This is a genomic window from Oxobacter pfennigii (assembly GCF_001317355.1).
Classification (GTDB): Bacteria; Bacillota; Clostridia; order Clostridiales; family Oxobacteraceae; genus Oxobacter; species Oxobacter pfennigii.
Window position 1 is genome coordinate 396,068 of the sequence record NZ_LKET01000021.1, and the last position, 12,056, is coordinate 408,123.

General features: G+C 36.2%; 14 protein-coding genes, 1 tRNA gene, 1 rRNA gene, 1 other RNA gene and 1 riboswitch. Of the genes, 15 read left to right on the plus strand and 2 right to left on the minus strand.

All coding sequences use genetic code 11. From position 1 onward, the window contains the following. Positions 1–54: 54 nt before the first annotated feature. The gene (locus OXPF_RS05010) at positions 55–615 is read right to left on the minus strand and encodes a tyrosine-type recombinase/integrase (RefSeq protein ID WP_054874102.1); all 561 of its coding nucleotides are present in this window, start codon (positions 613–615) and stop codon (positions 55–57) included. A 234-nt stretch (positions 616–849) separates the two neighbouring features. Here OXPF_RS05010 and OXPF_RS05015 point away from each other — a divergent pair, with 234 nt between their 5' ends. Both OXPF_RS05015 and OXPF_RS05020 read left to right on the plus strand, forming a co-directional pair. Beyond that, a complete protein-coding gene (locus OXPF_RS05015; protein ID WP_054874103.1) occupies positions 850–1,035 on the plus strand; it encodes an aspartyl-phosphate phosphatase Spo0E family protein in 186 nt (61 codons plus the stop codon). A 31-nt stretch (positions 1,036–1,066) separates the two neighbouring features. After that, positions 1,067–1,154, plus strand: a riboswitch (cyclic di-GMP riboswitch). Positions 1,155–1,296: 142 nt separating this feature from the next. Next, positions 1,297–2,016 carry an EAL domain-containing protein gene (locus OXPF_RS05020; protein ID WP_054874104.1) on the plus strand — a complete coding sequence of 240 codons (720 nt, stop codon included), beginning with the start codon at positions 1,297–1,299 and terminating at the stop codon, positions 2,014–2,016. Between the two features lie 47 nt (positions 2,017–2,063). On the opposite strand, the gene OXPF_RS05025 is transcribed toward OXPF_RS05020, so the two are convergent. Next, positions 2,064–2,618 carry a rubrerythrin family protein gene (locus OXPF_RS05025; RefSeq protein WP_054874105.1) on the minus strand — a complete coding sequence of 185 codons (555 nt, stop codon included), beginning with the start codon at positions 2,616–2,618 and terminating at the stop codon, positions 2,064–2,066. 265 nt (positions 2,619–2,883) lie between these two features. Between OXPF_RS05025 and OXPF_RS05030 the strand changes: the two genes are divergently transcribed. From OXPF_RS05030 to OXPF_RS05080, 13 genes are all read left to right on the plus strand, one after another. Then, positions 2,884–4,077, plus strand: a complete 1,194-nt coding sequence (locus OXPF_RS05030; protein WP_054874106.1) for an aminotransferase-like domain-containing protein — start codon at positions 2,884–2,886, stop codon at positions 4,075–4,077. Between the two features lie 198 nt (positions 4,078–4,275). Continuing rightward, positions 4,276–4,887, plus strand: coding sequence for a hypothetical protein (locus tag OXPF_RS05035; RefSeq protein ID WP_054874107.1), 612 nt, complete (start codon positions 4,276–4,278; stop codon positions 4,885–4,887). A 234-nt stretch (positions 4,888–5,121) separates the two neighbouring features. Further along, positions 5,122–6,393, plus strand: a complete 1,272-nt coding sequence (locus OXPF_RS05040; RefSeq protein ID WP_054874108.1) for an HD-GYP domain-containing protein — start codon at positions 5,122–5,124, stop codon at positions 6,391–6,393. Positions 6,394–6,402: 9 nt separating this feature from the next. After that, complete coding sequence (locus tag OXPF_RS05045) at positions 6,403–6,948, plus strand: DUF5317 domain-containing protein (protein ID WP_054874109.1); 546 nt, start codon at positions 6,403–6,405, stop codon at positions 6,946–6,948. 101 nt (positions 6,949–7,049) lie between these two features. Beyond that, positions 7,050–7,139: transfer RNA gene (locus OXPF_RS05050), tRNA-Ser, on the plus strand. A gap of 47 nt (positions 7,140–7,186) precedes the next feature. Continuing rightward, positions 7,187–7,453: signal recognition particle sRNA large type (ffs, locus tag OXPF_RS21595), an RNA gene on the plus strand. A 114-nt stretch (positions 7,454–7,567) separates the two neighbouring features. Beyond that, the gene (gene dnaX, locus OXPF_RS05055) at positions 7,568–9,190 is read left to right on the plus strand and encodes a DNA polymerase III subunit gamma/tau (protein ID WP_054874110.1); all 1,623 of its coding nucleotides are present in this window, start codon (positions 7,568–7,570) and stop codon (positions 9,188–9,190) included. A 61-nt stretch (positions 9,191–9,251) separates the two neighbouring features. Further along, positions 9,252–9,587: a YbaB/EbfC family nucleoid-associated protein gene (locus OXPF_RS05060; RefSeq protein ID WP_054874111.1), complete on the plus strand. Its 336-nt coding sequence runs from the start codon at positions 9,252–9,254 to the stop codon at positions 9,585–9,587. Between the two features lie 79 nt (positions 9,588–9,666). Further along, complete coding sequence (recR, locus tag OXPF_RS05065) at positions 9,667–10,266, plus strand: recombination mediator RecR (RefSeq protein ID WP_054874112.1); 600 nt, start codon at positions 9,667–9,669, stop codon at positions 10,264–10,266. A 100-nt stretch (positions 10,267–10,366) separates the two neighbouring features. After that, a complete protein-coding gene (locus tag OXPF_RS05070) occupies positions 10,367–10,672 on the plus strand; it encodes a YaaL family protein (RefSeq protein WP_160317150.1) in 306 nt (101 codons plus the stop codon). Positions 10,673–10,781: 109 nt separating this feature from the next. Next, positions 10,782–11,057, plus strand: a complete 276-nt coding sequence (locus OXPF_RS22340; protein WP_054874114.1) for a pro-sigmaK processing inhibitor BofA family protein — start codon at positions 10,782–10,784, stop codon at positions 11,055–11,057. Positions 11,058–11,387: 330 nt separating this feature from the next. After that, on the plus strand, positions 11,388–11,546 hold the full coding sequence (locus OXPF_RS22345; RefSeq protein ID WP_160317151.1) for a hypothetical protein: 159 nt from the start codon (positions 11,388–11,390) through the stop codon (positions 11,544–11,546). A 175-nt stretch (positions 11,547–11,721) separates the two neighbouring features. Then, a 16S ribosomal RNA gene (locus OXPF_RS05080) occupies positions 11,722–12,056 on the plus strand; the annotation flags it as partial.

Sequence of the window (12,056 nt, forward strand, 5' to 3'; positions counted from 1 at the left end):
TCATAAATATACCACCCATATAAGAATTATTCAAGGATTTATCAGTAATTTCCCCTAAAACTGAACAAGTGAGTATAATTCATCTTTTTGGTCTTGATTAACACCAATGTATCGAAGCGTTATACTTTGGGAACTGTGATTAAAAGTGTCCATTATCAATCCGATGTTGTATTTCGAAGTGTTATATGTCCAATATCCCCATGTCTTACGCAAACTATGAGTACCAAAATTTTGGATACCAACTAGGTTGGCAGCTTCTTTCAATACACGGTAAGCTTGTATTCTGCCAATGTGGCTGCCCTTTTTACTTGGGAAAAGATAATCTGCCAATGTTAGGTTATTTTCTTTTATATATGGTTGAATTCTTTTTCGAAGGGCGTTGTTAAGTTTAATTTTTTTCTCCTTTTTTGTTTTCTTTTCCTTTAATACCAGATAATCACGAAACTCTCCATTACTGACAAAAATATCTTTTACCTTTAATGGTAGGATATCACTTATTCTCAAACCTGTATTAAGCCCGAATTTAAAAATCAGATCATACTTTTGATCTTTACCGTGTAAATACTGGTACATCTGCTTAATTTTCGATTTATCTCTTATTGGTTCAACAGTCATACAATATACCCCTTTGCAATGTAATCAAAATAGGCGCAATTATATAGATTCCTCTTTACTATGTAATGCTTCATCAACATATAATATAAAATGTTACATAAAATTTCAATACTAAATTTGATTATATATATTTTAATTAAGATAAAAACCCTATATTTACAGAAGAGTTTACTCTAACCAATGTAACATTTTATGTAAATTGTTACATTGGTTAGAAAAAAAGGGGGACATGTATTGTTCATTTATATTGAAGAACTGAAGATACAAGGATTAAAGAGAACTATCGAAAAGACTAGAAAGAAGTTAAATTCATTGCTGGAACAGGATGAGGCAAAAATAACGGATGAGATTTTAGACACAAGTCATAAGCTGGATATACTAATAAATAATTATTATAATATGCAGACAGAAGATAAATGAGCGTAAAACACTATATACTATTAGGATAAAACAAATGAAGGGGCAAATTCATTGAAAAATGAAGACGCAAAGCCACAAGTCTAAAGCATGAAAAATGCCATGATGGTTGGGTTGCCAAGTGATTTTATAGTAATATAAAGTAAGGAAATGATTTAATTGAAAATGAATATACTGTTTCAATCCTAAATTATGTACCTTTTGTATAATATAAAAAAGCAGGCAGCCTATTTGCTGCCTGTTCTTTTATATGGAGGGATTAAGATGGTAATAACTCAAAATACGGAGTGTGAGTTCGGACATTCTTTAACTCATTGGTTTCAGCCCATTTATCATTTAAAAAATAATAAAGCTATAGGTTACGAGGCTCTATTGAGAGATTCTTCACAGCTCGAGGATTCACCAATAAATATATTTTTAGAAGCACATAAAAACGGATACCGGAATATTCTGGATCTTATGTCCGTAAAAGCTGCATTTACAGCTTTTAAAGATGAGACACCGTTATTCATCAATGTATTTCCTTCCACACTTTTAGAAAAAAATTTTTTATCTTGGTGGGATAGTAATATGCCTTTAATGAGACCCATAGTGCTGGAGTTGTTGGAAAATGAACCTATCTGGAACTGGAAGGACCTTAAGATAATAGTAAGAGAGCTGCATAAAAAGGGTGTGAAAATAGCTATAGATGATATGGGTACAGGGTATTCTTTCTTTCAGCAATGGATTGAACTGGAACCTAGCTTTATAAAACTGGATAGGTATTTTGCAGAAAATCTCTCAACAAATTACCGAAAGCAAAATACTATAAAGAGTTTAATAGATTTATTCTCCGACACAACAGAAATTATTATAGAAGGAATAGAGACTAAAGAAGATTTAGAAATTGCGGAACAATTAGGTATACTCTATGCACAAGGGTATTTCCTTGGAAAGCCTGCGCCTACCGTAGAGAATATGGAATTATACCGAGATAATAAATAATGGAAGACCCTATCAAATTAAATTTCACAATTTGATAGGGTTTATCATTAAAAACCTTTATACATTTCTTTTTTGGCACCGCAGATAGGGCATTTGTCCGGGGCTTCATCTGTAACGGTATGGCCGCAGACTGGGCATACATTTACAGATTCAAACTGTATGTCATTACCTGCCTTTGCTGCATCCTGAGCTTGTTTGAAGAGGATGGCATGAACTTTTTCGGCCTCCAGTGCAAAGTGAAAGGACCTCTCTGCACCTTTTTCCTCTTGAAATTTCGCTGTGTTAAGGTATACTGGATACATTTGCTCGATTTCATGGAGTTCTCCGTTTATGGCTCCCTGAAGGTTTTCAACTATGGTTCCGATTCCGAAAACTGCTCCGGCAGCAACGGTATAATCACCTTGCTGCACCTTTAATTCCTTGAAATGATTGTCTGCATGGACCTGTTCTGCATAAGCTATGGCTTTAAATAGCCTGCCTGTGTTTTTAAAGCCTTCCTTTTCGGCAAGATTACCCCAGATAAGGTACCTCATATGTGCCATACTCTCGCCGCCATAAGCTGAACGCAAAAAGTCTGCTGTCATTGCATTTTGTACCGGCATATTTTTACCCTCCTTATTTAAATTAATGTAAGGTCACTCTTGTCTCTATAGAATGAACTTTTTGGAAATCGAAGGAATGCCCTAACTTATGGACACTACTTATTTATAATTTATACCCCAAAATAACAATTATATAATTACAAATAATAAAAAAATAACTTTGTTGAAGTTTGCATAGTCAAAATATATTTATAAACAGAAATGTAGTACTTGGTATGATTATATATGATACAATGGTAATATTCTAGTGATTAGGAGTGATTGTATGGCTGTCGTATTTGCGAGACGTATGGATAATCTTGATGATTCCGATACGAGGGAAATATTAAAACTTACTGAGAGGCCGGAGGTTATTTCCTTTGCGGGTGGTTTGCCTGCACCAGAGCTTTTTCCCGTAGAGGAACTTAAGAAGGTTTCGGAGGCTGTGCTGGAGGAAGGCGGAATTCAGGCACTTCAATACTCCACCACCCAGGGATATTTGCCATTAAGGCAGAAAATAGCTGAGAGAATGAACAGTAAATTTTATACAAAAGTAAATCATGAAAATATTATTATCACAAGCGGGTCGCAGCAGGGATTGGATTTTACAGCTAAGCTTTTTTTGAATGAAGGAGATATTGTGCTATGTGAAAGTCCTACATATTTAGGGGCAATAAGTGCCTTTAAAGCATATAGACCTGATTTGATTGAAGTTCCTACAGATGCTTATGGGATAATTCCTGAAGAGCTTGAAAAAATATTGAGTTCCAAAAACAATGTTAAATTCATTTATGTAATTCCAGATTTTCAAAACCCTACCGGTAAAACCTGGTCTGTTGAAAGGCGCAGAAAATTCATGGAAATAGTTAATAAATATGAAATACCCGTTCTTGAGGATAATCCTTATGGTGAGCTTCGTTATGACGGGCAGATTCCGCCATCTATAAAATCTATGGATGAAAAAGGACTTGTAATATTTTTAGGCACCTTTTCGAAGATATTCTGTCCCGGCTTAAGAATAGGATGGGTGGCTGCTCAAAAGGAACTCATTGATAAATATGCAACTGTTAAGTCCTGCTCGGATGTTCATACATCTAATATGGGCCAGAGAGAAATAGTTAAATTCATGGAGATGTATGATATCGAAGAAAACATAGAGAGAATCAAGTTCCTTTACAGGGCACGCAGGGATTCTATGATTAAGACTATGGAAGAGGAGTTTCCTAAAGAGGCCAAATTCACATATCCGGAAGGCGGATTATTCACCTGGGTTGAATTGCCTCAAAATATCAATGCAAGAGATGTCCTGATAAAAAGTCTTGAAAATAATGTAGCCTTTGTTCCGGGCGGTGCATTTTATCCTAACGGCGGCAATGAAAATTCCTTTAGGCTGAATTTTTCAAATATGTCTGAAGATAGAATTACAAAAGGCATAAAGAGACTTGGAAGAGTTTTGAAGGAATATTTATGCAATATTTAACTTTGTTATCATAGTTTGTATGTATTAAAAGCCGGAGTTAAAGAAATTTATTCAAAAATATTGGCCTATAAAGAATTATTAACAATTTTATCATTGTTTGAAGTCAAAAAATGGATTATTATAAGAATATATGAATATTCAAGTATAGACATATTTTGGTATTCTTAGTAAATTTATATAGTTTTAAGGAGAAGTTGTATGGATTCTGCTAGCTTTGAAAATTTTATCAATAAGATTACTGGGGTAATAAACAGTAAAGTTATTTGGGAAGAAGGAGAAATAACAGAAGTTCACGTTCTTGCCAATAAGCAGCGGTCGGCTAAGCAGATAGCGAGAGACATAGAATCTGCAATATTGGTTACTTTTAGTTACAGAGTGGACAAGAATAAAATAAGCATTGCCCAGATTGAAACAGAAACATCGGCGGATTCAACAGGAAGGATTATATTCGAAGGATTTTCTCTTAGAACATATGACAATACAATTGAGTACAATGTGGAATTATCTTTTAAAGAAGAAACATACTCTGTCACCGAGACAGGTCTTAACACTATGTCCGGAAGAATAAAAACCATGGCAAAATCCACTCTTAAAGCAGTGGAAAAAATAATAAATGACGGTGCAATATTTGATGTGGCTGATATTATAGTAAATAAGAATCATACCGTCCCTTATGTGTGTGTTATGGTAAATATGATATTCGGTGGCAAGGAGGAAATATTGATTGGCTCTGCAATAATCAAAGATGACTTGAATGAAACAATTTCAAAAGCAGCTCTGGATGCGATCAACAGAAGGGTATACAAGTAAATAGCTTCTTTGGCCGATTATATTGTATTAAACCAGTCCATATTAGCGGAGTAAAACATCACAGGTTATAGCGAAGCCCTGTGAATTCACTCTGATGGGGGGGAATTCACGTGAAAAAACTTTTACCGGTTATAATGGCTATTCTGGCTCTTTTATTAGCTGGTGGTTCACATTTTACCTGGGCATAAGTAATATAAAACAATATATTCGGCCATTTTTTTTGGAGGAAATAGAATGAAGGATAAAAAACTAGCTGTATTTTTGATTTTTATATATGTTTTAGCAGCGTCATGTTATTATTTTGCATTTACATCTCACAAGTTTTTTTATACCGGAAGACAGCCTTCCATCACAGAAATAATACTTTTTATCCTTTTATCGGTATTAACTGAATCCGGCATGATATCATTGAAGCATTTAGGTGTTAGTCCCGGATTTGCTATAACTTCAGCAGCCTTTTTGCTTTTCGGTCCATTCTGGACGATGATTATCGTAAGTATAGGAACAGCACTTAGAGTTCAGAAAAGGGACGGGGTATTAGTACATATATTAAATACTCCTGTCTATAAAACCCTTTTTAATTTTTCGGAAATGGCAATTTCTGCATTCTGCGGTTGGCTAATGTATGATACTATAAATACTGGATTGTTCAGTATACAAGCAATGTCGGTTATAAAATACGCCGCTTTTGTTATTGCTTTTCTTGTTGTAAATACTGCCATTATTTCCACACTCATATTTATAATATCAAGAAACAGCTTTATTGAAGTATATGTAAGCAATATTAAATTTGGAATATTGAATATTATAGCAATGGCACCTTTAGGTGCGGTACTGAAATATTTATATGAACAATATAATTTCGTAGGCGCTTTTGTAATAATGGTTTTGGTGATGCTGATGCGTTACATTTATGTGCTTTACATAGAAGCAAAATCCAAGTACATGCAGACTGTACAGGTTTTGATGCATGCGGTCGAAGCCAGGGATAAATATACCGAAGGCCATGCCAGAAGAGTAGCGGATATAGTTGAGATGATTGCAAAAGAGATGAAGTACAGTGAAAGCAGGATAGAACAGCTGATAATAGCATCGTATATTCACGATGTAGGTAAAATAGGCATAGATGACAGCATATTAAATAAACCAGGCAAGCTTACTCCGGATGAATATGATATAATTAAATCCCATCCTGAGATAGGATATAAGATTGTAAAAGATATTAAAGATATCGGTGATATACCCATGCTAGTCAGACATCACCATGAAAGATATGATGGCAAAGGTTATCCATCGGGTAAGAACGGAAGTGAGCTTCCTATAGATGTATTTATAATTCAGCTGGCAGATAGTATAGACGCTATGGAATCTGACAGGCCTTATAGAAAAGGCATGAATCTTGAAGAGATAATTGCTGAGATTGTAAATAATAAAGGGACACAATTTCACCCTGATGTTGTTGATATATATTTTAAAATACTTAAGAAGAAAAATAACATTGCATGAGGTTGAACTATGTTTATAGAAGCCTTGCTGTTGTCTATAATAATTGGATATATCCTTAAAGGGAGCATTAAAAGAGTCAATGTAGAAAATATAAAAGGAAGCTATATTGCTTTTTTATCCTTTGGAATCGAAATTATGATTTTCATACCTGTCAGGAAAGGTATTATAAGTCCGGGCATTATTACACTTTTACTATATATAGTGGAATATATGCTTATATTTATGTTCATTTATATGAATAGGAAAAATAAATGGATCTTGATTATGGGGATTGGTTTTATGCTAAACGCTGTCGCTATATTTGCGAACGGAGGCCTGATGCCGGTAAGTCAGGCTGCAATTGATGCAGCAGGTATAAAGGGCAGTGTCTCCTCCGAGGGACTTTACACACTGGTAAATAAAAGCACAAGACTGTGGTTTTTGGGAGATGTAATTCCTTTTAGAATATTTAGATCTTATGTAGTTAGTATCGGCGATTTAGTATCCGCAATAGGTTTGATGATATTTATGATAAGCGGAATGCGGAAAACCAAGGTGAAAAGTATAATGCTGTAACCTTAATATCATATTGACAGTGGGTTGTTATTTATTTATAATAGGAAAAGTCGAGAGAGTTAAAATCGAATATAAAGCTTTAAAAAGTAGACCTTACTCATGGAGAGATGTCTGAGTGGTTGAAGGAGCACGCCTGGAAAGCGTGTGTAGGGGCAACTCTACCGCGGGTTCGAATCCCGCTCTCTCCGCCATAGTATAAGATCTGCTTTTTTTAGCATAATAACTATGTACGTTCTGGCCGTACTAGCTGGGGAGTTTGCGGTGCCCTGTAACCTGCAACCCGCAATAGCAGGGGTGAAGTCCTAGGCTGAGGTGTAACCTTGTAAGGTCAGGCCTGTGTAAGTGGTGACGACGACTGGGTCCTGCGCAACGGAAACTTGTGAACCCCGCCAGGTCCGGAAGGAAGCAACGGTAAGCAAGCCCTTTCGTGTGCCGCAGGGTAGCCTGGTCCGAGCTAACTATATGGGTAACGCTTGTAAGGTTATTATCGAAGTTAGGTGTGCGGCCTATAATTTTAAACCATAGAATATTCTATGGTTTTTTAATTATTTCAGAGATTATGTTTGAGTTGAGTTTGCAATTATGTATAATATAGATATGGCAAAAAAGAGGTGAATTTATGTCTTACATAGCATTATACAGAGAGTGGCGGCCTAAAACCTTTAAGGAAATCATGGGACAGGATCATATTACAAGAACCCTTAAGAATCAGATACAGCAAGGGCGAATTTCGCATGCATATCTTTTCTGCGGAACCAGAGGTACAGGCAAAACCACCACTTCCAAAGTATTTGCCAAAGCTATAAATTGTCTTGACCCTAAAGATGGGGAGCCTTGCGGTAAATGTGAAATATGCCTTGGAGTTGATGCAGGAAATCTCCTTGATGTAATAGAAATGGATGCAGCTTCAAACAGAAGAGTTGATGATGCAAGGGATCTTGTAGATAATGTTAAGATGCCGCCTTACAAGGCAAAATATAAGGTGTACATCGTGGACGAAGTTCACATGCTTACAACCGAAGCTTTTAATACTCTCTTAAAGACCTTGGAGGAACCCCCTTCATATGCGGTATTCATACTTGCCACCACTTCATTTGAAAAGGTTCCGGCAACTATAGTATCAAGGTGCCAGCGCTTTGATTTCAAAAGGATACGCACAGATGACATCATAACGAGGCTTAGAATTATAGCTGATGACAACAATATAAGCGTTGAAAATAAAACATTGTCGCTTATAGCAAGAAGTTCTGACGGGGCATTGAGAGATTCCCTCAGTATATTTGACCAGTGCATATCCATGTCCGGAAAGGATATAAAATATCAGGATGTAGTATCCATGTTAGGAATATCAACAGACGAGTATCTGATAAAACTTGCTGATTCCATAGCGGCGGAAGATACTGTTTCATGTATATCCCTCATTGATGAATTGATTATAAACGGTAAGGATGTATATCAATTTATTAAGGATTTTATCATGCATTTCAGAAATTTGATGATATGCAAAATAGGAGATAATGCATCGGATATATTAAATGTATCAGATGAGTTTTTTGGAGAATTTAAAATACAGTCAAAAAAGTTTTCAACAGAAAGCCTGCTTAGGAATATAAATATATTATCAGCTGCTGAAGCCGATGCAAAATGGACGGCACAGCCAAGAATAATTCTTGAAATGGCAGTTCTTCGAATGTGCAGGAAAGAATTAGATACTGATGTGGATGCCTTGCTTGAAAGGATAGAAAGACTTGAGAGTGCATTGAAGGGCAATGCCACAATAGCTCAATCACAGGATACAAAGGAAATCAGAAAGATAGAATCTGAAAAAACGGTAATAAAAGAACCTGTTAGGAAAACTGAAGCGGTAAAAGTTGAAACTATAGAAAATTTACCTGCGGTATCTCTGCAGGACATAGAAAAGAAGTGGAAAGATATATTAAGAGCTATTAGCAATGGAGGCCATAAAAGGTTATACGCCTTTATGCTGGAAGGAAAACCTGCCGGTGTAACAAACAATATTCTTACTATATCTTATGAAAAGAACTATGAATTTCATAAAAGGGGTCTGGAAGAATCAGATAATCGGAAAATAGCCGAAGAATATATTGCTAATGCCTGCGGATGTAAGTTGTATATAAAATGCATTATTAACGATGAGATAGCAGCAGACAAACAGGAAGATGATATAGTACAAAAGGCAATAAGCATATTTGGAGAAGATATGGTAGAAGTTGAAGAATAATATAAATTAATGGTAAAATAATATGGGTTAAGATTAATAATAATGTGCAGGAGGTTTTGATATGAGTAAAGGCGGGTTTCCGGGAGGAGGAAATCTCGGAAATTTATTAAAACAGGCTCAGAGCTTTCAAAAGAAGCTGGAAGAAAAGCAGCAGGAACTGGAAGTAAGAACTGTTGAAGCTTCATCCGGCGGTGGGGCCGTTGTTTGTGTGGCAAATGGAAAGAAACAAATACTTAATATAAAGATAAAAGAAGACGTAGTAGATCCTGAAGATGTAGAAATGCTGGAAGACCTTGTACTTGCGGCTGTAAATGAAGCTCTTAAAAAAGCCGAGGAAATGATAGCAACAGAGATGGGGAAACTTACTCAGGGAGTAAACATACCTAATATATTCTAAACAAAATACATTCTAAAACAAATGCATAGCATTGGCTATGCATTTGTTTTAGAAGTATACTGAATTCAGAGGTGAAAAGATGAATTTTTATCCTGTGCCGGTTGCCAGACTGGTCGAAGAGTTTTCTAAACTTCCGGGGATAGGAAGTAAAACTGCCCAAAGGCTTGCTTTTTTTGTATTGAACATGCCTGAAGACGGAGTTAAGAACCTGGCACATGCAATAGTGGAAGCAAAGCTGAAAATTAAGTACTGCACAATATGCGGCAATCTCACTGATGTTGACCCTTGCTTCATATGCAGGAACACATCCAGGGATGAAAGTTTAATTTGTGTTGTTGAAGAACCCAGGGATGTTATCGCCATGGAAAAAACCAGAGAATTTAAAGGTGTGTATCATGTTTTGCACGGCGCTATATCCCCCATGGAAGGTATAGGGCCTGAAGATATCAGAATTAAGGAATTGATACAAAGAATCGGAAAGGGCAATGTAAAAGAGGTCATAGTTGCGACAAATCCAAATGTTGAAGGGGAAGCAACCGCAATGTATCTTTCAAAGCTTATCAAGCCTTTTGGAGTCAAGGTTACAAGAATAGCTCATGGCATACCTGTAGGCGGAGATTTGGAATACGCCGATGAGGTTACACTGACAAAAGCCCTTGAGGGAAGAAGAGAGATATAAAAGCAATAATACTTATAATTATATAGAATCGGCACGGGGGAATGAATATATTTTCCAGCATATGTCAATAATTAAGAAAGCATTGCTGGGAGGTAAATTTATGGATAATCTATCTTATAATATTGAGCCTGAAAAGGGGTTTGTTGCATTTATAAGGTCAATTTTCAGTAATAAAGCAATTATACAGAAACAAGCCCAACAGGATGATTTCAATAAATACATGGAGGCATTGAACACAGCAAGAATGGATATGGAAAATGCCCAAAAGCTTTTTGATAATGTATCGGATCCCGATCTCATTGAGTGTGCGATCTATCAGGAGCATGCAGCAAAGCTTAAATATTCATATCTGGTACGGAAGGCGAAGGAAAGCAATTACAGATTTTCAGAATTTCATTTCTATTGATACATTAATTAGTAATATTTATGTAATAAAAGAAATATTATATGTGTATATATTAATAGGCATTCATTTAATTGAATGCCTATTAATATATACACAGGAGGGCTGTACCATGATAATGGGTATAAGCTATGAATCGTTAATTGCCTATTTGTTTATATTTATGTTTGCAATTATCTTTATGGCAGTTCTTGCATCACCTATAAAATGGCTGCTAAAGCTTCTTTTTAATTCAGCAATTGGCGCGATGGCCATATTATTATTTAATTTGCTTGGAAGGTACATAAATTTCTCAATCGGGCTTAATCCAGGTTCCATATTAACTGTAGGAGCTTTGGGAATTCCGGGATTTATACTTTTATTATTTTTAAAGTTTTATTTGTTCTAATCTATTTATTGTTTTATAGGGGGACGGGCTGGTGGGGCCCGAAACATTTGCTTTTAAAAGGCTATTTGTCTCTTGTCTATGCGTGGAATGTATAAAAGAGGCAAATGGCCTTTTAGCAGATCGTTATAATTTATTCAGTAAGCCATATTTCATATTGAAAAAGCCTCGTTTGTATATTAAAAATATATTATAATTTCTTTCAAAATAATTTATTAATGTCGTGCATATTTGAAACATTTATAGACACAATATATATTGCCGGCGCAATCTAAGGCCGACAGAACATAAGTATGCAACAGTACGTATATATAATTAGTTATATTTACCTTATTGACATGCGCAGTTAAAGATGATATATTAATCAAGCGTCACTTTTGCGAAGCAAGAAAAGAAAAACTGCCAGCAAAAACCATGTTGACAGAGGGCGAAAGAGATGATAAGATAGTAAATGTCGCTCCCCTCGGAGCAGCCGCTTCAAAAGAGCGGTAACGATCCTTGAAAATTGAACAGTGTGAGAGATTGTGTGAAGCGTTTCAGGTAAGACTGAAACAACCCAAACTAATTATCATGGATAATGAGTTATCTTCGATAATTAGTCACAATATCTTTTGAGAAACCTAGAACAGTAATTAATAGCTAGTTAAGTCTAGCTAGGAAATAAACTTAACATGAGAGTTTGATCCTGGCTCAGGACGAACGCTGGCGGCGTGCCTAACACATGCAAGTCGAGCGGAGATGCAGCAATGTATCTTAGCGGCGGACGGGTGAGTAACACGTGGGTAACCTGCCTCATAGAGGGGGATAGCCACCCGAAAGGGTGATTAATACCGCATGATGCGGAGCTTGGGCATCCAGGCACCGTTAAAGGAGAAATCCGCTATGAGATGGACCCGCGGCCCATTAGCTAGTTGGTGAGATAGCAGCCCACCAAGGCGACGATGGGTAGCCGATCTGAGAGGATGAACGGCCACATTGGAACTGAGACACGGTCCAGACTCC

Coding starts and splice junctions, on each gene's coding strand:
- OXPF_RS05010 (WP_054874102.1), bottom strand. CDS start 615: ATGACTGTTGAACCAATAAGAGATAAATCGAAAATTAAGCAGATGTAC.
- OXPF_RS05020 (WP_054874104.1), top strand. CDS start 1,297: ATGGTAATAACTCAAAATACGGAGTGTGAGTTCGGACATTCTTTAACT.
- OXPF_RS05025 (WP_054874105.1), bottom strand. CDS start 2,618: ATGCCGGTACAAAATGCAATGACAGCAGACTTTTTGCGTTCAGCTTAT.
- OXPF_RS05030 (WP_054874106.1), top strand. CDS start 2,884: ATGGCTGTCGTATTTGCGAGACGTATGGATAATCTTGATGATTCCGAT.
- OXPF_RS05035 (WP_054874107.1), top strand. CDS start 4,276: ATGGATTCTGCTAGCTTTGAAAATTTTATCAATAAGATTACTGGGGTA.
- OXPF_RS05040 (WP_054874108.1), top strand. CDS start 5,122: ATGAAGGATAAAAAACTAGCTGTATTTTTGATTTTTATATATGTTTTA.
- OXPF_RS05045 (WP_054874109.1), top strand. CDS start 6,403: ATGTTTATAGAAGCCTTGCTGTTGTCTATAATAATTGGATATATCCTT.
- dnaX (WP_054874110.1), top strand. CDS start 7,568: ATGTCTTACATAGCATTATACAGAGAGTGGCGGCCTAAAACCTTTAAG.
- OXPF_RS05060 (WP_054874111.1), top strand. CDS start 9,252: ATGAGTAAAGGCGGGTTTCCGGGAGGAGGAAATCTCGGAAATTTATTA.
- recR (WP_054874112.1), top strand. CDS start 9,667: ATGAATTTTTATCCTGTGCCGGTTGCCAGACTGGTCGAAGAGTTTTCT.
- OXPF_RS05070 (WP_160317150.1), top strand. CDS start 10,367: ATGGATAATCTATCTTATAATATTGAGCCTGAAAAGGGGTTTGTTGCA.
- OXPF_RS22340 (WP_054874114.1), top strand. CDS start 10,782: ATGATAATGGGTATAAGCTATGAATCGTTAATTGCCTATTTGTTTATA.